We start from the raw sequence: 24,626 nt of genomic DNA on the forward strand, positions 1-24,626 counted from the left end.
CGTATAAGGAGGCTTCGGCCTCTTTTTTTATGACAGGCGGAAATCAGCGCTTTCCCTGCGTACATTGCGAGAAAACTACGGGTTTTTGTAGATTCTCATCATCTTGGATGATGCAAATCCAAAGATGCACCCAAACAATACTTGTGAAAAAAAACAAGTTTAACTATGTTTGGGAAAATTAAACCCATGGATAAAAGTAGAAGAACATTTATCGGACATTCCCTAATGGGAGCAGCCTTGGCTGTCAGTATCCCAAGCATTGTATCGGCAGCAACAAAACGTGGAGCAGCAGCGGCCAAAATAAAAATTGAACCCAATGATGTCATCCTGTTCCAAGGAGACTCCATTACTGATGCCGGAAGGGATAAAGAAAATCAAGCCCCAAACAACAACCGTGCACTTGGCAACGGCTATGCTTTTCTCGCCGCCGCAGACCTGCTTCATCAACATGCTGCCAAACAGCTCAGCATATTCAACAAAGGAATCAGCGGCAATAAAGTGCACCAACTGGATGAGCGTTGGGATGAAGACTGTATCCGCATCAAACCCAACATCCTCAGCATATTAATCGGTGTCAACGATTATTGGCACATGTTCAATGGAAAATACGACGGCACGATACAAGTATATCGGGATGACTACCGAAAGCTGCTGGATCGTACACTAACGGCATTTCCTCATGTGAAACTCGTCATCGGTGAGCCCTTTGCTGTCAACAATGTCAAAGCGGTAACGGATGCATGGTTTCCGGCTTTTGACGAATACCGACATACGGCATTGGAAATAGCCAACGAATATAAAGCCGCGTTCATCCCCTACCAAAGGGTGTTTAACGAAGCATCCAAGCATGTTTCACCAGCATACTGGACTACCGACGGCGTACATACTACATTAGCCGGAGCCAAATTAATGGCCGAAGCTTGGCTGCGTGTGGTGAAATGATGTTGGTATGTGGATTACACGAATGGAGCAGATAATCACGATAGCCGATAGCTGACCGCTGATCGCTCAAAACTATGATCAACTCCTTACTAGATAATGATTTCTATAAATTCACCATGCAAAATGCGGTGGTGAAGCTGTTTCCCAAAGCCAAAGCGAGGTACCAGTTTATCAACAGGGGTAGGCATAGATTTCCAGAGGGTTTCGCTGATGAATTACGCAAGGCTGTTGATGGGTTAGCCAAATTGCAACTGACCCGGCAGGAAAAAGCATATTTTGCCGCCACCTGTCCATACATCGACCCTACGTACTTTGATTTCTTGCAAGGCTATCGGTATGACCCCGAGGAGGTACATATCCAACAGCATGGGGAGGAATTAAGTGTAGCCATTGAAGGGTATTGGTACCGGGCTATCCTTTGGGAGGTACCCATCATGTCGCTTATTTGCGAGATCTATTACCAAATGGCCGCCCAAGAACGGCAACCGGATGAAAAGGTAATAAAGACGGCACGTGAAAAAATCGAAAGGTACCGTGATTTGGGGGTTACTATTGCCGAATTCGGCACCCGCCGCCGGCATTCCTACACCGTTCACCGATTGGTGGTGCAAACCCTTAAGCAATATGGGCAAGACGCCTTCATTGGTACCAGCAATGTACACATGGCCATGCGCTATCAGACCAGGCCCATTGGCACTCACGCGCATGAATGGTTTATGTTCCATGCCGCCAAATATGGATTTAAGATGGCCAACCTATTGGGCCTGGAACATTGGTCTGATGTCTACCGGGGAGATTTAGGCATTGCCTTGTCGGATACCTATACCTCCGACGTGTTCTTTACACAATTCGACAAAAAACTCACCAAGTTATTCGATGGCGTGCGACATGACAGTGGTGATCCACTCATATTTGCCGACAAAGCCATCCAGCATTACCAGCAAAAAGGTATCGATCCCCTATCGAAAACCATCATTTTCTCGGATGGGCTCAACTACGACAAAGTGAAGCGCATAGCTGAATATTGCCAAGGTAAAATCGGGATGTCCTTTGGTATTGGCACCGATTTCACCAATGATGTTGGGCTTCCGCCTATGAACATTGTGCTGAAAATGACCGAAGCATTTCCCGAAGAGGCCCAATGGACACCTGTCATCAAACTATCGGACGAGGTGGGCAAACATACCGGTGAGGGCAAAACCATTGCTCTTGCCAAGCAAATACTAAGTATTTCATAATATTATGGCACATGACGTATTGGGCAATGCCCTTAGCGATTATTTGCATGGAATAAAAAAAGAACAGCTCCTAATCCACGCCAGTTATGGAATTATTGAGGTAATGCCCATGGAAGAATATTTTAGGCAACCTCCTGATTTCCCCGAATTAGAGCATATTGCAGTGGCGTTGTGCGAAGGCAACGTACTTGATGTAGGTGCCGGTGCCGGTAGCCATGCGTTGTACCTGCAATCGCTGGGCATGGAGGTAGAAGCATTGGAAATTTCCCCGAAAGCCTGTGCCGTGATGAAGGAACGGGGTGTAAGGCGGGTGATACAGCATGATTTTTTCGAATACCGATCCGGGAAATACGATACGCTACTGTTCTTAATGAACGGCATCGGGATAGCGGGTAGTCTAGATGGACTGAAAAAATTGCTCCGTCATTGCAAATCGTTGCTGAATGCAGGTGGGCAGCTGCTGTTTGATTCCTCGGATATCGCCTACCTTTATGCTGATGGCGCTATTGAAAAACCTCAGGAATACTACGGGCAAATACATTACCAATATGAATATAAAGGGTTGAAAAGCCCCCTTTTTAATTGGTTGTTTATCGACCAAAAGACATTAATCCAACTTGCACATGCCGACGGGTGGGTGGTGCAGGTGGTTTATGAAGATGGAAATGACCAGTATTTGGTGAGGATGGAGTTGCCGGCCTAACTATGCATCACCGCAAGACCCGGACAGAGTAAGTTCTAGCGCATATCGGGATCACCTGTTTATCTTTCAAGAACACACACGGACACCAGAATATCAAAAGTCACAGAAGAGAAAAAAGCTGCCTCGCTATTTTTTGAGAAAAGCTTGCTTTTCACTATAGAAGACGGCTCTTTTCAATTAGTTATATAAATTAGTCAAATTTACAAGCCAAAATTTGGATTTTGGGGTCCGCCCGGATCTGGTAATTCACCACCACCGCCGCCTTGGTTAGGATAGATAATAATGGTTTTACTAATTCCTTTTACACATGCACCAGATTGATCCAATACCGTAATTCTTAGGTAATCTTGGTTGTGGTTAGGGGGGTAAAAAGACCAGCTCCCAGGTATTCTAACTTTAAATTTATAAGGTCCTGTTTGTTGGATCTCACATGTAGATCTGCTCGCTATGAAATTTGTAATTGTAAAATTTTCACCGGGATCCAATTGAATCTCAAATTCTTCCTCGTTATTAGGATGGTAGTTCGAGGTTAAAAATGATGGGCCAATTAGCCTGCCTTTGATTAAACCAACTCGAACATCAAAGTTAGCTGTATTTCCAGTATTCGAGGTCGCCATCAGTCTGACAATCCCCACATTATTACTGACTCTAGATAATTTATATGTTGTCGCACCAGTTTTAGTTAATGTAGCTGGGGTGCCGTCAATATTTTGTATGACAACATTTCCTGCATGTTGAATTTCATAAACACCTTCGGTACAGATATCAGTTGGGCCAGATATTGTTATTGGTGGATTAAAAGTGTCTACGAAACTATATTGTTTATTATGTGTAAACCATGGCTTGCCAAACGCTATTTCAGGCAGCCAACCTGACTGAGTAATTCCGGGAATTAAATTCCAATTCGAATCGTAATAAAATCTATATTTTATTACCAACCTTGCGGAATTCATATCGATTCCATTGGTTGAAATAGACAAACTGAAACTCTTAAGCTTCGAAATAAGATACATTTGTCCATCAACGATAAAATCTTCTTCAAAGAAAGTCAGTTTGGCCTCCTTTTTTACTTGTCCACCAACTACAAATTGTACCGATGTCTCAACACCTTGAAAATGCGGCTTAAAAAGTTCGGTAAGTACAATTCCGAATGAACCGCTAATACCTACACCTAATTGGTTAGAGTCAAACGCTATCTTTCCATCTGATGTAGGTGTTGATATAGCAAAATTGTAAGGATATAATAGATTGCCGTTATCGTCATTTTGAGCTTTTGCTATACTAATTATTGAAGTAAATGCAAAGACAAAGAGCCAAAAGTGTTTCATAATTTCATTTTGTTTAATTCACCAATAAACATTTCAATTTTTAAGAAACTGGTTGTTCCTTCCTGAGTGAAAGCAAGGCTATCTCTGAAAAAAACAAGTTCATCTTTATCCACACCGGTGAGTTTGGCAAGTTTTTCTCTTGTCTCGGACACGCTATACGTCTGACCATCCAGTACGAAAGTCTCATCATTTACTTTTTCAGACTGGTTTTCTTTCTTGCATGCGCTAAAACCTAGTAATAGCATCATGCCCAAATAAAATAGATGTTTCATGCGTTTGTGTATTTGGTTAAAAAATATAATTAATATACATACCGGAAACTCCGGGTTTCTTTGTCTATGTACTAAATTGGATTAAACACTTTTACCTAGCATTTGGAATGGTCGGCAGATCATATTCGGCCGATATAATTTACCAGACACCGCTTGCATTCAAATCGACCACGTACATTGATCGAATCCGAGCAGGTTAAAAGCAGTTAATCCTTTTGTGGAAATAGTTTAGCGTAAAATTTCAGCAATAACTTCTGTTTTTAATAATGGTTAATCCAAGTAATTTACCGTTTTGGGTTGCTTAAAAAACTATGAGTCGTAGTGGCAAGTAAACAGCAGTAAATTAAATCAATAAAAAATTAGACAACGAAGCGATTTAGATTGATTAAATTGACAAACAGATTAATTTACAATATAATAAGCAAGTCAATATTTACATATTAGCTATTAGATAAATGACGAGGCGTAATTCGAATAAGATATAAATAAAAAAGGGGCTGGGAGCCCCTTTTTAGCGATAGAATTGTTTTGGATTCACAAACACATGTTGACAAGCGGAACAATTCTAGGAAACCGCAGGTAGAGCAAGATAGCTAATAATGAATACCAATTGAAACAAACTATTGTCCAACATAACCTGGGTTTTGAATTATATTCTCATTTGCATAAATTTCACCAGATGGTATCGGTAAGAGATAATTCCGGTCTGTTGTCATTAGAATCTTAGGGATAGCAGCTCCAAACGCGAGATCCCTGTCATCTCTTTCAACAATCAGGTTTCTTCGTTTTAAATCGAAGAAACGATGTCCCTCAAATGCAAGTTCCTTAAACCTTTCCAAATATATTGCATCAATAACATCTTGCTTGTTAGCAAAAGTTTCATCCGAATAATTATCAATTCTTGCGCTTCTTAAATCATTCAACGCTTTTGTTGCATCAGCTAGATTGTTGTTTTCAGCATACGCCTCCGCTAAAATGAGATATACTTCCGAAACTCTTATTACCTTAATATTATTAAATCGATTCGTTTCGTTTTGTCCTGGATATTTATTAACCTTCCAATTCTCACGAGTTTCTTCAACACTCTCATCATCTAAGATAAATGCATTATACCGTACATCATTATCACCATCATAGGAATCTATCAGCTTAAATGAAGGAGAGAAGAACACATCGGTATTATCGTCCGTCCATAACGTCCGTATAGAACCACCATTTGAATTCCGTCTTAATTGAAAGAATGTTTCAGAAGTGTTTGAGTCGTTCCAAATGTCTATATAACTGTCTCCACTCGATAATTGTCCTTTAAACCCAATTGCTTGATTTGAGAAGGTTATCGCTTCGTCCCAATCTTTTGCGTACAATGCAACCCTGGCCCTTAAAGCAACGACCGCAGGTTTCGTAATCCGAAAGAGGTCACCAAAACCAGCGGGTATAAGTTGATCGGCTTCAGCAAGATCCAATTTTACTTGATTAATCACTTCACCAAATGTATTACGTGGAGGTTTGCCCAGTACTACTGATTCAAGCATCAATGGCACTCCCATCGCATCATTTTCATAACCGGAAGCAAATGAGCGCAGTAAATCAAAATGACAAAGAGCTCTCAATGCCAGCAATTCCCCTCTCAAGCGAGGAAGTTCTTGGGCTTGTGTTCCCATGGTAGTTAAATTATCGTACACTGCCAACGCTCTATTTATACGGTCTATCACATTATACAAGTTTCCCCAAGGCGCTGTAACGTTACCATCGGAAGAATCAAAGGCCCATTTATGCGGTAAACCGTAGTTCCTCACATTATTATCAATAGCCCATCTCGATTCATCGGCCATCAACGTATTACTATAGATGGTTTGATTGTATCCGATATTTGAATACACCCCAATAACAGCCCTATCAAAATCTTCGTAATTCTGAATAGCCGTTTCGGTAGGGATTGTGTCAGAGGGCAGCAAATCGATATTATCACTGCAGCTTATAGATACGGACATAATAGCCGCCGTAATTAGTAGATTTAATTTCTTTTTCATTTCATGTCTATTTAATCACGCTTAAAAATTAACCTCTACTCCAAATGTAAAATTTTTGGGAGCAGGATACCTGAAATTATGGATATTGATACTATTCTCAGGGTCAAAACCGCTCCATTTGGTCCAGGTCATCAAGTTTTGTCCCATCGCATACACCCTGACACCCGATAGAAATTTGGATTGGCGTACAAAATCTGTTGGTAACCGATAGCTAACTGTTACATTCCTCCAACGTATAAAAGAGGCATCCTCGATATCAAAGGAACTAAATTGACGCTGCGATCCCAAACGAGCAATATCAGTAATTTGCCCGGGTTCGTTCCAAGCATTAGCCATTCTCTTTTGTTGATTATAGGCCGAGAAATTGGAAGTACTTGCCAAGAAAAAGGATTCATTATTGAACAAATGAAACCCCTCAAAAAATACAAACAATGTACTAAAACTAAACCCCTTGTAAGAAAAGGAGGTGCCAAATCCACCTTTGGTAGGCGGAAACATTGTCCCCCATTGGGCCACGGACATGGTGTTGCCATCATAAGTTGTCGTGGTTGTCCCATCCATCTCACCGGTTTCCTGATTCCTGTTATAGTAGAGGGGGGCACCGGTTTCTGGATCGGCACCAGCATAACCAACTGCATAGTGAGACCCCCTAGGCAACCCCACCCTGATGATAGAAGTACCTTGTGGATACTCTTCTTCTTGACCGAGGGATGTTATTTCATTTCTATTATAGGCAATATTCGCATTAATCGTCCATACATAGTCCTTGCCAGACAGCACGTCAACCGCAAAATCAAATTCGATGCCTTGATTAAGCATGTTTCCAGCGTTAATAGACAAACTGTTAAATCCAGATGTCATCGATAGTTGCTGGGATATAAACAAATTTCTAGTTGTACTATGATAAAATTCCAGCGCACCTCTTACGCGATTATTCCAAAGTCCGTAATCAAGTCCAATGTTAAAGGCTCTTGTATATTCCCAGTCAAAATCTGGATTACCGGGCGTAGCCGGGGCAATACCAGATTCACCGGCGTAAGACGCATTGCTATAAGTTGGCAAATAACCGAAATTACTTTGATTTTGGGCAGTCGCAGTTAATCCATAGCTAGCCCTCAAAATCAGTTGATTAACAAAGGGACTGTTCTGAAGAAAGGTTTCCTCCGATATATTCCAGTTACCACCCAACGAATAAAAACTTCTCCAACGATTCGCTGTAGGTAATTTGGATGAACCGTCTCGTCTAAATGAACCTTGAAAGGTGTATTTCCTGTCGTACGTATAGTTAGCTATCCCAAAGTAGGACAGCAAACCATATTCCGTCTTTCCACCCCCAACACCCGGTATCATTGCATTTGTGTTTGTACCAGCTGTAATTCCCGCAGGGGTGTTCAACAACTTTGGATTAATACCGTATCCAGTATAGTTAAATCCGGATTCCCTCCAACGAACAGCTTCAAACATAGCATGCACAGACAAGTCGTGCTTGTCTGCAAAAACCTTATTGTAAGATAACCCCGTTGTAGAGATCAAATTTAGTCTCCTGGTTACATTATTACCGTATGATCCTTGATTGCCATTCTGAACGGAAACTCCGGCATGTGAACCAGGATATATACTGCGTTCTTGCGTAGTTTGGCGATAATCAAGTCCAACGTTAGTCGACAACTTTAATCCGTCGTACAGTCTATAAGCGGCATTCGCATTAAACATTGTTTTTATCTGGTCCGTAAATAAGGTTGTATTATCCATCCTATCTAATGTGTTAGATGCTATACGACTATCGGCCAATACCCCGTACCTACTATTAAAAGGATTAGCTGGAGAAAAACCGTTTGTTGTATTATTGGATGTGATAATTCTACCGTCTGGCCCAAATGGATTCTCCCAAGGCAAACCCAAGTAAATTGCAGCATAAGGATTAGCCAACGCAACTGCAGCTTCGGACTCGATGAAATTTGATTTGGACCATCCTGCATTACTTTGCAAGCCGAATTCCCAAGGGCCGGAATTATGGTCTAAATTAAGCCTAAATGTATAACGCCTTAAGTCCGACCGATAAGCAACACCATCCTGATCATAATAGTTTAGACTACTAAAGTACCTTGTGTTTTCATCTCCTCCTGACGCCGTTACTTCATGGGTCTGGAGTCTGCCTGTCCGGAAAAACAAGTCTTCCCAATTAGTATTAATTCGACTAATGGAGTCAAGTATTGCTGCTCTCCTAATTGGTTCGATAGAAGAACTCGTATTGTTTGGCGATAAAGTCCACCCAATACCGGCTCGACCCTGTTCTTGTAGCGCCAGCAACTCGCTAGTGCTCATCATATCAAATTTAGATGTCGCCCTGTTATCAATACCAAATTGTGTATTATAACGAAGTTGCAGTCCACCTGCCTTCCCCCTTTTTGTCTTAATTACCACCACACCGTTGCCACCTCTCGATCCATAAAGCGCAGTGGTGGAAGCATCTTTAAGGATACTAATACTTTCGAAATCATTAGGATTCATTGTAGAAAACGTAGCCTCATCAATGGGCACACCATCTACGACGTACAACGGGGTTTCACCACCCGCAATTGAATTCTGGCCCCGTATCCTAATCACAGCGTTTGTTCCAGGTTGCCCCGAACCCGACAAGACACTTACACCGGCAGCTAGTCCTTGCAATCTTTGAGAAAAGTTGGGCATAGGTACATCTTGAATTTTATCAGATGAAATGGTTACACTGGCCCCTACATTTTTAGTCCGCGCAGTCTCGGTATAACCCGTAATAATGACTTCTGCCAACTCAGATTTTTCCGCTGTTAGCGCCACGTTTACAGTGTTTCTACCATCAATCTCAAGCGTCTGCGTAACGAAGCCAATCATTCTAAACTGAATGTTTCTGGCAGCAGCGGGTACAATAAGAGAATATTGCCCATTCTCATCGGTCTGAGTTCCTCCACCGGAACCAATAATTAAAACTGAGACCCCTGACAATGCACCCCCGTCTATTTCTGAAGTTACCCTACCGCTGATTCTCCTGTCTTGGGCATATGCCGATCCCATCAGCACTAATCCCAGCACGAGAAAACATAGTAATTTTTGTTTCATGTGTTTGTGAATTTGGTTAATCAAATATAATTAATGCCGGAAACTCCGGGTTTCATTGTCTGTGTGTTAATTGAATTAAACATTTTGCCTACCATCTATTTTGGAATTGCCAGCAGGTCATATTCGGCCGATATCATTTACCAAGCAATACCCATGCATTCAAATTGACCATGTACCATTGATCGAATCCGAGCAGGTCAAAAGCAGTTAATCTTTTTGTGGAAATAGTTTAGCGTAAAATTTCAGCAACAACTTCTGTTTTTAGTAATGGTTAATTCAAATAATTTATCACTTTAGGGTGCTAAAAAACTATGAGTCGTATTGGCAAGTAAATAATAGTAAAGTAAATCAATAAAAAAAGAGGCAACGAAGCTATTCAGACTAATTAGATTGACAAATGACTTAATTTATAATACAATAGGCAATTTATAATTTACATAGCTAGTATTAGATAAAAGACAGGGCGTAATTGGAATAGGTATAAATAAAAAAGGGGCTGGGAGCCCCTTTTTAGCGATAGAATTGTTTTGGATTCACAAACACATGATTACAAGCGGAACAATTCTGGGAAACCGCAGGTATATAATCAATTTATTCAAAAAAATTATTCTTCCCTCGGACCAATATAAGTTAAGGTTTCTTCGAATAGCCGTGCACCACCATTAGAAGTCCACCTTAGTGTAAACGTCTTCGTTTCCGGATCATATTTGCTTTCAGGGAAAGTCGCTATTGGCAACAAAGTAATCATTTCAACGGTAACTAAATTGGTTTCTGGATCAACAATATAATCCACTTGATTACTATAAAACCCTAATAAACCAGGGCCCAACCTACTCCTTGTAGGGCTAATAGTACGTAACTCGACTTCAACATCTCGATTAGGTAAAAGCGCTGTGTTTGCGGATGTTCTATAGCGATAAACACCATCATAGATGTTTTTTACTGGTAAACTAAAAATCACCTTTCCAACATTTCCACTAATAACTCCATATGATGTCGACGTGATAGCTATGGCCAAAGCATTGCTTAAGTTACCGTCAAAGGAACTCGGCCGAACTTTAACTTGAAATCGAGCTGTTTTTTCGCCTCGTTTTATTGTAATCGAAGTTGGGAGCACATAAAGCGAAGGATCCAACGGGTCATAACCTGCCTCTTCGGCCACTTCTGGAGCTGCGGCTAATTCTACCACAATATCTTGAGGTGCGACATTTTCTGGCCCAGCATAGTTGATACCGGCAGTAAACTCCGATTCAGGGACATTTTCTAGCGTCAACGGTATATACTCTACATACTTATCATTATAAGCAGAAATTGGGGTTGTTAAATTCAAGAACTCCACAACATTCTGGCTTCCCGAGGGATCCAATGCATAGTTATCATCTTTTAAGCAGGCACTAAACACGCCCATAAAGATAATAACCGCAATTATATTCGTTATCTTTTTCATCGTTTTCTAATTATTGTTTTGCCCAAAAGATTAAATCACTAAACTGGTTCAATACCCTTACATTCGTTGGGTTATACGCAAATTCAGTCTGTGGATATAGCAGAATGGTCGGCAGTTCATCCAACCGCGTAGAATTAGAGTTAACAGATGCCATATTGTTATACCGGTCTGCATCTGGGTTTGTCCTGGGATATCCGGTTCTCCGATAATCATTCCAACCCTCATGCGAATGAATCATATTCAAGGCTATGTATTTTTGTGTAATGATCGCCTCTGTTTTTTGCTCCGTATTTCCTGAAAAATTAACCAATGTCGAACCGCTATTATCAGTCAAATAAGTTTCCACATCTTCATCTACATCCTTGCCTGCATCTACCGTTCCACTCACTGTCGTGTAAAGGTATCCAAAGGATGCTGCTATACCCGCTTCGAAACTTTCCTCGGCATCTCCTGACAAGAGCCCTCTCAATTGGGCTTCCGCTAGCAGAAAATATGCCTCTGAAAGTAACAGGATCGGTTGTCCTTGGGAGGGCCCCTTCACAATCCCCAAAGCATTGGATATATTACTAGCGCTTTCCCGAACCCCTGTATACCAAGGTGAATAATTGGCTCGGATTGGTGGATTATTTTGCTCCACACCCAACTGGTTTAGCGGAGTGGGGCGGCTGCCATCGCCAAAGTCGTTGTAGATAACGCTACCCCTGCCTGGATCAGTTAGTTTGTTCCCATCATAATAGCCATAAACATAATAAGTAGGGACGCGAGACGAAGTTGCTACGTTGCCCGTAGTCGTATACCCCCATGAAGACCAAGTCGGATTTGGTTTGTTGAGCTCATAACCTGGATTGACAATAGCATCTTCTGTCAAGATTCCAAGTTCCTCATCGAAAGAAGCGAACTCCGAATTTACAAAATCCTGCAAAGCGGGTACTTCGGAAACACGAATCAGCAGCCTCAATTTAACCGTATTCGCAAACTGTTTCCATAAATTCATTTGTTCCTCAGGTTCTCTGTCCTCACCAAACATGGGGTCAGCCGAAAATCCCAAGGCCCTCGGAAACTGGGCATTATCTATAATACCTATCGCTTCATCCAATTTATTTACCAGGTCCTGATAGATAGCTGGTGCATTATCATAAGCTGGAGTGGTGTTTGCATCACTTTGCAATGCTGCGGTGTATGGAATATCACCGTGAGCGTCAACTAAAAGTTGATACCCATATACGGTCATGATCTTGGCAACGGCATTAAAATAGGCCAGTTCGTCCACACCCTCGGAATTGTCAATCACGTATTTATAATCCAACAAGTTGTCGTAAGAACCACCCCAGTTTGAAAGAAATCCTGGTGTAAAATTATAGTTCAATAATGCCCCGAATCCAGAAAAGCCACCCGCGTTGGCGATATAACCACCTAACGAAGCTCCATACGTATTATAAGCAACCGCTAGCGAAGCTGTTCGCACTAAACCGGCTGGTAAAACCAACTCTGGTTGAACAACCGTAGGATCATTAGGGTTATCATTAATATCCAAATATTTCTCACATGACGTCGCTGAAAACAGCAAAGCAAACATCAAATATTTTATACTATATTTTTTCATCACACTATTGTTAAAACCGTTTAGAAAGAGAATGATACCGTACCGCCAAAATACCTTGCTGGAGGAGTTAGCGACACGTTAGCAACACCAATAGCATTACTATCTGCACCTTGTTGACTGTATTCTGGATCAGTATATAAATTCGTTTTCGGCACCCAAATAAACAAATTGCGCCCTTGAAGGCTTACCGTTGCTCCCTTTACGTAGCCCTTGAAGATATGAGCAGGAATGTCATAAGACAAGCTTGCTTCCCGCCATTTCCAAAATGCAGCGGAATGCGCGTAGTTCTCGCCAACCCCAGTATTTCGGGTACCATCCGTCCAGAAATCAGCACCTCCTGAACGCGTAGTAATGTTGGTATTAGCAACATATTCACCTGTTGATGGATCTAAATACGAAGAATTAGGGATCACAAAACGTTCTCTGTTAAACCAGGTGGAACGGATACCAGCACCCGAAAAATCAAATGCAGTTGTTATGCCATTATAAATATAATGGCCTGTACGATATTCAAACAAGGAGGTTAAACGGAAACCCTTCCAACGCACTTCAAGATCCGCACCTAGGATATGTGGAGGATTAGACGTACCAAACATTTGATAAGTGCCGTCATGCGAAGGGAATCCGCTATTGGGATCTACGATAATTCTGCCCTGCGAATCGCGGTTGTAACGGGTGGTTCGAATCAAGGGGAAAGGCTCGCCAACCACAGCGGCTACTTGGCCTCCGGCGCTTGAAAAGAAAACGTACTCAGGGGCGTCATCTGCTAATGACAACACCTTATTTCGGTTAAGTGCGTAATTCCCACCCACGGTAACAGTCCAACCATTACGGTTACGAATTGGGGTTACCCTCAAGAACGTTTCAATCCCTTGGTTTTGTACCTCTCCTACGTTAGTCCGTAAAATGTTGTAACCCGTAGCCTGGGAAACATTCACTTCCAAGGTTTGATCAACCGTATTGGTTTTATACCAAGTGAAACCGCCACTGACATCACCATTGAACAAGTCAAAATCAAAACCAGCCTCAGGCCCTTTGGTAATTTCAGGATTGATGTTTGACGCTACCATTATTGAGCCGATGGAAAAACCGGGGCCACCGGTATATGGGAAGCCAAATTGTTGAGAAAGGACGCTGCTTAACTCATATGCACCGAGATTCACCTGCCCAACATATGCATAGCCGCCACGAAGTTTCAGGTATTCCAACCAAGGTAGATCCTTAAGCGAAGGGATGGCATCTGTGACAATAAATGACAAGTCAGCAGACGGGTAGAAAAACGAACGGTTTTCCTTGGCAAGTATCGACCGCCAATCATTACGGGCGGTAACGTGTAAAAAAAGGTAGTTTTTGAAACCAAACCTAAGGTCGCCATAAACACCAACTTGCCGGGATCTGCGGTTGATTTCATCTGCACTTGGAATATTTGATGAGTTACCAATATCGTACAATCCATCAACCACCAATCCGCTTGCAGACACATTCAAATTTTTCGCGTTATTATCGCGGATAGAAGCGCCGAGCGTTCCCTCAAACATCAGATCCTCTGTTATACTTGTCTTATAACCGGCAAGGAAGTCGCTGACCAGCTGAAAACTCCAATTCTGATAATCACTTACACTTCCCGCCTCATCCGTTTTTGAGCTACCGGATATACTTTTCGTGTATTCACTATACGTAAATTTACCGACCTGTGATTTGTTGCGGTTGTTACGTGAACTCAGGCCTATTCGGTATGTAAACGTGAGAGGTTTAATCGGGTTCCAACGCAATTGAAGGTTACCTTGGAAATACTCGTTTACGGTAAATTGGCGCCAATTGTCCAACGTGAAATAAGGGTTATCGTAATATTCATTATAATAACCATTCGGATTAGCAAATGGATCCGTTTCCCAATTCCGGTAATCGGTCAATTGAATATGCGCAGGTGTCATCATAATATTGGTATACATGCTTCCGGTCTGCGTGGTCATGTCATACCAGTTGTAGATGTAATTGGTATTGAACTCCACGTCAAAATTGTCATAAATTTTACGTGTACCATTAGCACGTAATGAAACTCTCCTGTATTTATCGCGAGGAACGGTTGATTTTTGATCAAAATACTGACCGGCGATATAATAACTTGATTTGTCGTCACCCGATGTCAACGATAGATCTGTCTGATTTGCATAGCCAGCTTCCCAAAAATCATTCTTTCCATTTGTTGGGGAATAGGGTATTGTTTGAATTGATCCATCTTCCAATGGCTTGCCTATTGGTACCATCGAGCCGTCAAATTCAGGGCCATATTGTTGGTTTTCATAGGGTGTATACGTCTTTACATTATCTGGTGTGGTACCGGAACCAAACCTTGATTGCAATTTGGGATAATAGCTAACTTCCTCAAATGTGGATGTATTAGATAATTTAATGAAAGTTTGTCCAGCCTTACCTTTTTTGGTAGTAATGATAAGTGCTCCATTAGAAGCATCTGAACCGTAAAGTGCTGCCGCACCGGCACCATTCAAAACCTGGATATCGTCGATGTCCTCTGGATTCAAGTTGCCTAGCATTGAAGTAGGCACGATAATATTATCGACCACTAACAAGGCCTGGTTATTACCTGTGATTGAACGCTGTCCCCGGAGAATTAGTCTATAATTTGGATTCAAACCGCCACTAACTGCATTTACTTGCAAACCTGGAACTTTACCTGATAAACCAGCGGCGACATTAGATGCTTTGCCTTGTGTTACATCTTGGGTTTTGATAGTAGTTGAGGCATTTCCCAATTGTCTTTGCGTAGTGGTCAAACCACCACCTGTTACCACCACTTCATCTAAGCTCGTCGTGATTGACACAAGTTCAACATTCAGCGTATTGCCACGCTGGGAATAAGTGGCCACTGAATGCTCTTGGGTTTGGTACCCTAAATAAATAAACATGATGGCATTGTAGTTGGAGGGTACGGTAATTGCATAATTACCGGCATCATCCGTACTTGTAGCAATCGTTGAGCCGACAACTGTAATTGACACCCCCGAAAGAGGCGCTCCATTGTCAGCGGAAGTCACCTTTCCGCTCACTACTCTTGTTTGTGCATTGGCAAAACCAACCAACAAAACGCAAAGCAGTACGAAACTTAGTAGTTTTTGTTTCATGTGTTTTGATTTTGGTTAAAAATTAATCGATATACCGGAAATCCGGATTTCTTTTACTAGCTGAATTAGGCTCCATTACCTGTAATTCTGAGACAAACAGGATAAGTTATATCACCTCGTATCATCCATCAGGCAACCTATACTATCAAATTGACCACGTTCACGGATCGAATCCGAACAGGCTAAAAGCAATTAGTCTTTTTTGAGAAAATAGTTTAGTGTAAAAACTCTACAATAATTTGCTGCTTTTATGTGTTATTAAATCATGTTTTAGCACGTTATCTATTTGCGACACCAAGTAAGCGCTAGCGAATTAGCTGTACAATAAGGACAAATGTAAATTAATAATTTACAAAAAGCAAAATATAAAATCATTTTAGCCGAAACAATGGGCTTTTTGTAAATATTTTATTTACAAAAAGCAAGATATCTTTGTAACATGACCAAAATAAACACGAAGACTTTGGGGGAAGTCATTAAGGAAACGATGAAAGAACGCGGAATTAAGGGATCGGTGGTTGCCCGAAAGATGAATGTATCAAGGCAAACCATCAATCAAATTGATTTACGTAAAAAATTTGATATAGAATTTCTGCAAAACCTCAAGGAAGCTTCAGGTCTCGATTTTACGCATCATGCCTACGAAAGCATAATGGATAAAATGCCTAACGAACAAAAGGTAAAATACCTTGACCGTACGCCGGGTATTACCTTCAACATCAGCGTTATGGCTAGCAAAGAAAATTTAGAAAACCTGCCTTCTTTTATTAAACAGGTGGAGGACCTGGGCAAGCAGTATGGCTTCGAATTAATCTGATTAATCCGCTTAAGCTTGCATAGCTAGCATTTGCCCCCGGTCAAGCAATCCACTCAAATCCAGTATAAGGCACCAATACTTCGGGAATTTTTATCCCCCTATCTGATTGGTTATTTTCCAGCATGGTAGCCAATATGCGTGGTAGAGCCAATGCGCTCCCATTTAGTGTGTGGGCCAACTGCATTTTGCCGTCCTGCCCCTTAAAGCGCACTTTTAGCCGGTTGCTTTGGTAGGTTTCGAAGTTGGATACGGAAGATACTTCCAGCCAGCGTTTTTGAGCGGCACTCCATACTTCCATATCATAGGTAAGTGCTGAAGTAAAACCCATATCGCCACCACAAAGGCGCAAGACCCGATAAGGCAGGTTCAATGCCTGGAGCAGGGATTGCACGTATGCGCTCATTGTTTCGAACACGCCATATGATTGGTCAGGATGCACCAGCTGCACCACCTCTACCTTGTCAAACTGGTGTAGCCGATTCAATCCACGTACATGCGCACCATAGGATCCGGCTTCCCGGCGGAAGCATGGGGTATACGCCGTCAGTTTAATGGGAAAATCTTCTTCTTTCACGATCACATCACGATAGAGATTTGTCAACGGCACCTCCGCCGTGGGGATAAGGTAGAGGTCGTCCGTTCCTACATGATACATCTGCCCTTCTTTATCAGGCAGCTGTCCCGTACCGAAGCCCGATGCTTCGTTTATCAATATGGGAGGTTGCACTTCTTGGTATCCTGCCTTCTCGGCTTGGTCAAGGAAAAAATTGATCATGGCCCGTTGCAACCGTGCGCCCTTGCCTTTATATACCGGGAAACCAGCGCCTGTAACCTTGGTGCCCAATTCAAAATCGATGATGTCGTATTTTGCAGCTAGCTCCCAGTGGGGTAAGGCATTTTCCGGCAGATTGGGATGATGGCCATGCTCCAACACCACCTCATTGTCTTCGGCCCCTACTCCTTTTGGAACAGACTGATGGGGCAGGTTTGGCAACAGCACCAGCTTATCCTGCAGTAGTCTTTCCACCGCCGCCAGTTCATCAGCCAATTTTTTAAGCTGCTCCTTATATCCGCCGGATTGGGCTTTGATGGTTTCCGCCTCATCACGCTTGCCTTGACGCATTAATTCACCAATTTGCTTCGCTGCGGTATTGGCTTCGGCGGAAAGCGCATCTGATTGGGCTTGGGTCTGCCGACGCTGCTCATCCAAAACAATCACCTCATCCACCAATTCCAATGGTTTGAAATTCCGTATGCCTAGCCGTTGGATTACGCTGTCACGGTTTTCACGGATATAATTAATTTGCAACATATTTTTGCTTATTTTGTGTCGACAAAGATAGGAAGGTGATTTTAGATTTACGATTTTAGATTTTAGATTTTCTCGATTGACAACCTATATAATGATTAACAGTGAAATTTTAAAGAAACGCACAAAAATTCTTTCCATTGATATCGGTAAATTGGTCTTAGAACTCCCTTATAATATAATAAATAAAAATTACAGCAATCAAATCACACGGTGTTCAAGTTCTGTAGGAGCAAATTACCGTGCCGCGTGCAGGGCAAAGTCTAATGCAGATTTCATCTATAAATTGAAAATAGTTGAAGAAGAATTAGATGAAACGATGTTCTTTCTGGAATTGATCGAGGAATTTAATCCCGACAAGAAAAGTACGATTCAATTGTTGTGGGCAGAGGCCAATGAGCTATTGGCTATCTTCGTTGCATCCATAAATACGTTGAAATCCAAACAACAATCTTCAATCACAAATCGTAAATCTAAAATCTAAAATCGTAAATCTAAAATCTAAAATCATAAATTGTAATCGTAAACCCCAAAATGCTCTACCTCGTCCCCACCCCCATAGGCAACCTCGAAGACATGACACCGCGAGCCATCCGTATCCTTCAAGAGGCAGACGTAATCCTTGCGGAAGATACCCGTACCAGCGCCCCATTACTTAAGCATTTCGGTATAGCGAAGAAGGCTTACTCACACCATCAACATAACGAACACAAGGCCGTCAGTGAAATCATCCGGTTCCTCACCGAAGGCCAAACCGTGGCACTGATTTCCGATGCCGGTACCCCTGCCATATCCGATCCCGGCTTTCTGTTGGTACGCGAAGCCATCAAGCATGGTATCGCCATACAGTGCTTACCGGGAGCCACGGCCTTCGTTCCGGCATTGATCTGTTCGGGCCTACCCTGCGACCGCTTCTGTTTCGAGGGTTTTCTGCCTGTGAAAAAAGGGCGGCATACCCGCTTGAAGTCTTTAGCCAATGAAAACCGTACAATGGTATTCTATGAATCGCCCCATCGCCTGCTCAAGACCCTTGGAGAGCTCATTGCCACATTTGGAGAGGAAAGGCAAGCATCCATCTCCCGCGAAATCAGCAAACTGTATGAGGAAACGAAGCGAGGCACACTTAGCGAACTCAAAAATTACTTTGAGACCAATATATTGAAAGGTGAATTTGTGATTTGCGTGCAGGGTTTGGGATAAACTTGCTATCTTAGCATGGAGAAATTACCATACCAGCATATCAAACTAGTAGCCGATTGCTGATAACTAAAAAAATGAACATCGATAAATACATCAATGACGGACAGGATCCCAAAGTGGTGGAAAAACTCTTGTTGAAACTGCAGGACATGCTTACCTCCAGCGAAGATGTCATGTATATCGCCGTACAGAAAAAACCAGCCGTTACCTTGTTTCCGGATAGTATTGCACTGACGAATAAACGTATTTTCCTTTGCGAATTCACCAAATTGGGGTTGACCACAGATTTTGAAATCATACCATGGGCCGCCGTTAAGGACATTTCCTTCAAGGAGGATATCTTTGGCTCCAAATTTATTGTAATCCCCATGCAGGGCGACGTCCTTACTGTGGGCTATATTCCCAAAACCCAATCGCGGAAACTTTACCAACTGGCGAGCGAGATGCTGGAAAACCAGAAAAAGGAGCAATCAAAAGAGGAACAGGATGTTATTGATCGCGCTCCAATGCCCCCCTTGGAACCGGATGAGGAACCCATGCCTAAATTTGAAAAAACAAACGACGCAGAAGACGAGCTCACCCTTAAACTCAAAAAACTGAAAACTTTGTTCGAGCGGCAACTCATTACACAGGCCGAATACGAAAGCAAGAAGAACGAACTCTTATCCCAACTTTAACCCAACGTGAGAACGAATTACCTGCTTGCTCTGCTAAGTGCTTTCCTGTTATGGGTAGCATGGCCGCCCATCCCCTATACCGCTCCGCTGTTGTGGGTCGGTTTTGTTCCACTCCTGCTGGCCATGGAAGATGTAATGCGCGGGCAATACCGTAAGAAGGGTACCAAAATATTCCTATTAGGCGGATCCACCGGTCTGTTGTGGAATACAGCCTCCATCTATTGGGTATTCAATTCATTGGATGCCGTGATGCCTGTCTATGCCGCTGCATTTGTTTCCCTTATCCCTTTTGGCCTTGCAGCCGTATTGATGGCTATTGCCTTCAGGCTCTATTACCAATTGCGGAAACGCCATGGCATCGGTTTATCGTTGGTCGGACTTGTTTGCTTTTGGATTGCTTATGAGTACCTGCACCAAACCTGGGATTTGGCTTTCCCATGGATGACCTTGGGCAATGGATTTGCCAGCACACACCAACTGGTGCAATGGTATGAATATACCGGGGTATTTGGTGGAACGGTATGGATTTGGGCGCCCAATATATTGGTGTTCTTGACGATCTTATCTGCTAAAGATGGATTTGCCCCTGCGCATCGGTATAAACTATTGGGTGGGCTTGCCGCATTGATTCTCATACCCTCCACTTGGTCGTTATACCGCTATTTTTCATATGAGGAGCATGAAAACCCATCGGATGTAGTAGTGGTACAACCCAACATCGACCCGTATGGTAAATTTGGCTTCATCCCTCCCGCGGAGCAAATCGAAGACCTGATCCGACTTTCGGAATCCGTTGCCCAGCCAAACACGGAGTTCTTTATCTGGCCGGAAACGGCCATCGCACATTCGTTTGGATACGATGAAGAACAACTTCGCCAACTCCCTATTTTCCATCGAATTCAGGATTTCCTCTCGCGATATAAAAATAGCAATTTGCTTTCCGGAATTGAAAGCTTTCGCATTTTTCCCGAACAGCATACACCTACAGCATTCGAGTATCAAGGGATATATTACGACAAATACAATGCTGCCGTACTCATTGAAAATTCAGCTAGGTTGCAGTTTTACCACAAATCCAAATTAGTTCCCGGTGTGGAGCAAACTCCTTTTGGTGGAGCGCTGGCCTTCATGAAACCCCTCTTCAAGGCTTTTGGTGGCACTACCGGTGGGTATGGACGCCAAGAAAAGCCTTCCGTGTTTTATTCCCAAAGTGGTATCGGCGCGGCACCGGTCATCTGCTACGAATCCATTTGGGGCGACTATGTAGCCCAATACATCAAGCAGGGTGCCCAATTCATCGCCGTAGTGACCAATGACGGTTGGTGGGGCAATACTTCTGGTAAGGACCAACATTTGGCATATGCCAAACTACGGGCCATCGAAACCCGCCGTTGGGTAGCCCGCTCGGCCAATACCGGTATATCGGCCTTCATCAACCAGCGTGGCGATGTGGTACAAAAGACCAAGTGGTGGGTGGCTGATGCCATTAAACAGGATATCAACCTCAATGAGGAAATTACATGCTATGTAAAAGCTGGGGACTATTTCGCTTACGCAGGATGCATAGGGAGTTTGGTTTTCGGTCTCCTAATTGTGATCGGGCGGCGGTGGCGATCAGCAAAATCGTAAATCTAAAATCGTAAATCTAAAATCGTAAATCAATGCTTACCTTTGCATCCATGCAAGTATACTTTGATAATGCAGCCACTACGGCACTCGATCCGGAAGTCATCAAAACCATGGTGGAAACCATGGAAAGCAACTATGGCAACCCTTCATCCATCCATGCCCATGGCAGGCGGGTGAAAACCATCGTGGAGCGAGCCCGCAAAACCGTGGCGGGATTATTGAATGTATCACCCGCTGAAATTTTCTTCACTTCAGGAGGTACCGAAGCGGACAACACAGCCATCGTCAGGGGGATTATAGACAATGGCATCACCCATGCAATCACGTCGCCGTTAGAACATCATGCCGTACTGCATACGTTGGAAGAACTGGAAAAAAATGGAACCATCAAGCTGAGCATGCTCCATGTAGACGCCTTGGGATATGTCGATATCGGCCAGTTAGAGCAATTACTGAAAGATAGTCCGCGTTCATTTGTATCCTTGATGCATGCTAACAATGAAATCGGCACGCTCACGGATATTGAATATATATCGGCACTTTGCAAGCAATATACGGCTATCTTCCATTCGGATACGGTGCAAACTATGGGCCATTTTGTGCACGACCTCAATAAATTGCAAATTGATTTCGTCGCGGGGGCAGCCCATAAATTCCATGGCCCGAAAGGTGTAGGCTTTTTGTATGTAAACCACAACACCAAAATAAAGCCTTTCATCTACGGAGGTGCCCAGGAGCGTAATATGCGGGGGGGTACCGAAAATGTATATGGCATAGTGGGATTGGCCAAAGCCTTGGAAATCTGCTATGCCCAAATGGACGAACATCGCCAATATATCCAAGGGTTGAAAGACTACATGATTGCCCAATTGACCGAACACATTCCCGATGTGCAATTCAATGGCGACATCAATCCCGGAAACAGCCTATATACGGTACTCAATGTTTCGTTCCCTTGTACAACTATTGCCGATATGCTATTGTTTAATCTCGATATTTCCGGCATCTCGGCATCCGGCGGGAGTGCTTGCAGTTCCGGCTCAGACATCGGTTCACACGTGCTGACAGCCATCGGTGTAGATGCCAAACGGCCTTGTGTTCGTTTCTCCTTTTGCAAGAATAACACCAGGGAAGAAATCGATTACGTGGTGGACAAATTACGCGAACTCTGCCTCGAAAAAGCGTGATTTAATTTTTTCCAAACAATGGACGCCATAACCTGTTGACCCTATAAATACCGACCATGGACGAACACACGACTTTCCGGCTGATATCAACAATCCTGGAACAGTGTAGTATCGAAAGATGGAGCACGGATGGCACAGATCGTCATTCATCGTCTTCCATTCCCATTGCCGAGCGATAAACAGCTTGTAATTCGGACAGGGCATGCATATCGCCTTTACTCCGCGCTGTTGCCATGCCTTGTTCATAGATTGCTATGGCCTCTTCCCTCCTATTCAACGCCTCATATAGTTTACCCAAATGATAATAGGTGCCCACGTATGCAGGGTGGTTAGTCAGCAGCTCTTCATAATAGCGTAGGGCGTCGACTACATGACCAAGTTTCAGATGCTCTGTGGCAAGCGCATATTTCAGGAAGGGATCATCGGGGCTCTCTTTTAAAAAATCGATCAACTGTCTAAGGCGTTCACTCATCTAAATGGGGTTTTCAAGAAGCCCCAAATTTACATAATATTACCATTAGGCCAAAACGGGCTACGCAAATACACGTAACGTCGCGCGTTCCCGATGAAATGTGGTTTTATTGTCAATATTCGAATTATGATACAATCAGCCAAGCTTACATCCATAAATAAAATATATATTTGTAGGATTTAATCCATTATTATTGCCGGCATGGACAAGAGGACGATCTTAGTTTGGTTCAGAAATGATTTGCGTATCCATGACAATGAGATTTTGCTTCGGGCAGTTGAACGTAGTCATCAAATTATCCCTGTTTATTGCTTTGATCCACGATATTTTGTTGCTGCGGAATATGGTACAAAAAAAACTGGCGTCCTACGCGCTGCCTTTCTGCGTGAAAATGTGTTAGCGCTGAAACATGCGCTCCAACAACTAGGTGGTGATTTGATTATTGCATATGGCCATCCCGAAGTACTTCTTCCGCAGATAGCAGCGAAGTACCATGTCAATGAAGTATACCACCATAGAGAGGTGGCTCATGAAGAAACCCATATCTCTGCCCTTGTTGAGGAGGCCCTATGGAAAATGCAAATCAACCTGCGACATTTCATAGGCCATACCTTATACCATAAAGAAGACCTTCCCTTTCCGATTAAAGACATCCCAGATGCGTTTTCTATTTTCAAGAAAAAAACGGAACGGGAAAGTGCCATTAGACCCCAGTTGGGAAGTCCCGACACTATCCACATACCGGAGGAGATGGAAACAGGTGATCTCCCCTCATTGACCGAATTGGGTTTCAGCGAGGCAGAAATCGAACAAATACGTAATATGCGTTTCCAAGGTGGTGAAACCGCAGCATTGAAGCAGATGGGCGCATTTCTGCAAGGCCACCCATCAACGATGGACTACTCCTCCTTGTCCCCCTACATTGCTATTGGTTCATTATCGCCCAATACCTTGTATCACGCTGTTAAGGAGGCTGAGCAAGTTACGCTGGACAAAAAGCGTGTTGAACAGATCATATTGAAGCTGTTGTGGCGGGATTATTATCGGTTTATGTTTAAAAAGCATGGCAACCGCTTTTTTCATTCAGGTGGTTTGACGGATACGCCTCCGGATACTCATGCGGATGACGATGCTAATTTCGATAAATGGAAAACCGGGAATTCCGGAAGTTCCATTGTGGATAAGGGCATGCGGCAGCTCAATAAAACGGGTCATATTCCGCACCATTTGCGTGTAATCGTAGCCGCTTATCTTATTCACGAGTTGGGCGTCAGTTGGCTCAAAGGTGCCGCTTGGTTTGAGGAAAAGCTAATCGATTACGGCCCATCTACCAACTATGGAAGCTGGGCCCATCTAGCCGGTGTGGGAAGCAGCGGAAAAGACAACAAGCCCATAGACATCAAAAAAATAAGCGCACAATTCTACCCCAAAGAAGCAATGGCGTTTTGAAATCAATTTGGTCACAAAATTGTGGGTTATTACTATGGTAAACCATTTTTTAATTCATAACTTTGACGTTTTATTGCATAAACA

The 24,626-nt window shown here is 43.0% G+C and carries 19 protein-coding genes; 10 read left to right on the forward strand and 9 right to left on the reverse strand.

What is annotated here, in order from left to right; genetic code table 11:
* Window positions 1-186: 186 nt before the first annotated feature.
* From NF543_RS08510 to NF543_RS08520, 3 genes are all read left to right on the forward strand, one after another.
* Window positions 187-942 (forward strand): SGNH/GDSL hydrolase family protein, encoded by a 756-nt coding sequence (locus tag NF543_RS08510; protein WP_257667691.1) that lies wholly within the window; start codon window positions 187-189, stop codon window positions 940-942.
* Between the two features lie 74 nt (window positions 943-1,016).
* Entirely contained in the window at window positions 1,017-2,180 is a 1,164-nt protein-coding gene (gene pncB, locus NF543_RS08515; RefSeq protein WP_257667692.1) for a nicotinate phosphoribosyltransferase, read from the forward strand.
* Window positions 2,181-2,184: 4 nt separating this feature from the next.
* Window positions 2,185-2,883: a class I SAM-dependent methyltransferase gene (locus NF543_RS08520; protein ID WP_257667693.1), complete on the forward strand. Its 699-nt coding sequence runs from the start codon at window positions 2,185-2,187 to the stop codon at window positions 2,881-2,883.
* A gap of 200 nt (window positions 2,884-3,083) precedes the next feature.
* Here NF543_RS08520 and NF543_RS08525 read toward each other — a convergent pair whose 3' ends face one another.
* The 7 genes from NF543_RS08525 to NF543_RS08555 form a co-directional block, all read right to left on the reverse strand.
* Window positions 3,084-4,211: a hypothetical protein gene (locus tag NF543_RS08525; RefSeq protein ID WP_257667694.1), complete on the reverse strand. Its 1,128-nt coding sequence runs from the start codon at window positions 4,209-4,211 to the stop codon at window positions 3,084-3,086.
* A complete protein-coding gene (locus NF543_RS08530) occupies window positions 4,208-4,483 on the reverse strand; it encodes a hypothetical protein (protein ID WP_257667695.1) in 276 nt (91 codons plus the stop codon). The genes NF543_RS08525 and NF543_RS08530 overlap by 4 nt, the downstream gene beginning before the upstream one ends.
* 620 nt (window positions 4,484-5,103) lie before the next feature.
* Entirely contained in the window at window positions 5,104-6,513 is a 1,410-nt protein-coding gene (locus tag NF543_RS08535) for a RagB/SusD family nutrient uptake outer membrane protein (RefSeq protein ID WP_257667696.1), read from the reverse strand.
* Window positions 6,514-6,534: 21 nt separating this feature from the next.
* Window positions 6,535-9,609, reverse strand: a complete 3,075-nt coding sequence (locus NF543_RS08540; RefSeq protein WP_257667697.1) for a SusC/RagA family TonB-linked outer membrane protein — start codon at window positions 9,607-9,609, stop codon at window positions 6,535-6,537.
* Window positions 9,610-10,213: 604 nt separating this feature from the next.
* Complete coding sequence (locus tag NF543_RS08545; protein ID WP_257667698.1) at window positions 10,214-11,056, reverse strand: DUF7015 domain-containing protein; 843 nt, start codon at window positions 11,054-11,056, stop codon at window positions 10,214-10,216.
* A gap of 10 nt (window positions 11,057-11,066) precedes the next feature.
* Window positions 11,067-12,659 (reverse strand): SusD/RagB family nutrient-binding outer membrane lipoprotein, encoded by a 1,593-nt coding sequence (locus tag NF543_RS08550; protein WP_257667699.1) that lies wholly within the window; start codon window positions 12,657-12,659, stop codon window positions 11,067-11,069.
* A gap of 20 nt (window positions 12,660-12,679) precedes the next feature.
* Window positions 12,680-15,802, reverse strand: coding sequence for a SusC/RagA family TonB-linked outer membrane protein (locus NF543_RS08555; protein ID WP_257667700.1), 3,123 nt, complete (start codon window positions 15,800-15,802; stop codon window positions 12,680-12,682).
* Between the two features lie 439 nt (window positions 15,803-16,241).
* Between NF543_RS08555 and NF543_RS08560 the strand changes: the two genes are divergently transcribed.
* Window positions 16,242-16,619 (forward strand): helix-turn-helix domain-containing protein, encoded by a 378-nt coding sequence (locus NF543_RS08560; RefSeq protein ID WP_257667701.1) that lies wholly within the window; start codon window positions 16,242-16,244, stop codon window positions 16,617-16,619.
* Between the two features lie 40 nt (window positions 16,620-16,659).
* Here the strand turns inward: NF543_RS08560 and serS are convergent, their stop codons facing one another.
* Entirely contained in the window at window positions 16,660-17,931 is a 1,272-nt protein-coding gene (serS, locus tag NF543_RS08565) for a serine--tRNA ligase (RefSeq protein WP_257667702.1), read from the reverse strand.
* 91 nt (window positions 17,932-18,022) lie between these two features.
* Between serS and NF543_RS08570 the strand changes: the two genes are divergently transcribed.
* The 5 genes from NF543_RS08570 to NF543_RS08590 all read left to right on the forward strand — a co-directional run bounded on the left by NF543_RS08570 (window position 18,023) and on the right by NF543_RS08590 (window position 22,621).
* A complete protein-coding gene (locus tag NF543_RS08570) occupies window positions 18,023-18,412 on the forward strand; it encodes a four helix bundle protein (protein ID WP_257667703.1) in 390 nt (129 codons plus the stop codon).
* A 50-nt stretch (window positions 18,413-18,462) separates the two neighbouring features.
* Window positions 18,463-19,128 carry a 16S rRNA (cytidine(1402)-2'-O)-methyltransferase gene (gene rsmI / locus NF543_RS08575; protein WP_257667704.1) on the forward strand — a complete coding sequence of 222 codons (666 nt, stop codon included), beginning with the start codon at window positions 18,463-18,465 and terminating at the stop codon, window positions 19,126-19,128.
* Window positions 19,129-19,202: 74 nt separating this feature from the next.
* The gene (locus NF543_RS08580; protein ID WP_257667705.1) at window positions 19,203-19,805 is read left to right on the forward strand and encodes a PH domain-containing protein; all 603 of its coding nucleotides are present in this window, start codon (window positions 19,203-19,205) and stop codon (window positions 19,803-19,805) included.
* A 6-nt stretch (window positions 19,806-19,811) separates the two neighbouring features.
* The gene (lnt, locus tag NF543_RS08585; protein WP_257667706.1) at window positions 19,812-21,434 is read left to right on the forward strand and encodes an apolipoprotein N-acyltransferase; all 1,623 of its coding nucleotides are present in this window, start codon (window positions 19,812-19,814) and stop codon (window positions 21,432-21,434) included.
* A 50-nt stretch (window positions 21,435-21,484) separates the two neighbouring features.
* On the forward strand, window positions 21,485-22,621 hold the full coding sequence (locus tag NF543_RS08590; RefSeq protein ID WP_257667895.1) for a cysteine desulfurase family protein: 1,137 nt from the start codon (window positions 21,485-21,487) through the stop codon (window positions 22,619-22,621).
* Between the two features lie 142 nt (window positions 22,622-22,763).
* Here NF543_RS08590 and NF543_RS08595 read toward each other — a convergent pair whose 3' ends face one another.
* Window positions 22,764-23,093, reverse strand: a complete 330-nt coding sequence (locus NF543_RS08595; protein WP_257667707.1) for a tetratricopeptide repeat protein — start codon at window positions 23,091-23,093, stop codon at window positions 22,764-22,766.
* Window positions 23,094-23,294: 201 nt separating this feature from the next.
* Here NF543_RS08595 and NF543_RS08600 point away from each other — a divergent pair, with 201 nt between their 5' ends.
* Window positions 23,295-24,542, forward strand: coding sequence for a DASH family cryptochrome (locus NF543_RS08600; protein WP_257667708.1), 1,248 nt, complete (start codon window positions 23,295-23,297; stop codon window positions 24,540-24,542).
* Window positions 24,543-24,626: the final 84 nt, after the last annotated feature.

This window comes from Parapedobacter tibetensis (assembly GCF_024704835.1).
GTDB classification, from domain to species: Bacteria; Bacteroidota; Bacteroidia; order Sphingobacteriales; family Sphingobacteriaceae; genus Parapedobacter; species Parapedobacter tibetensis.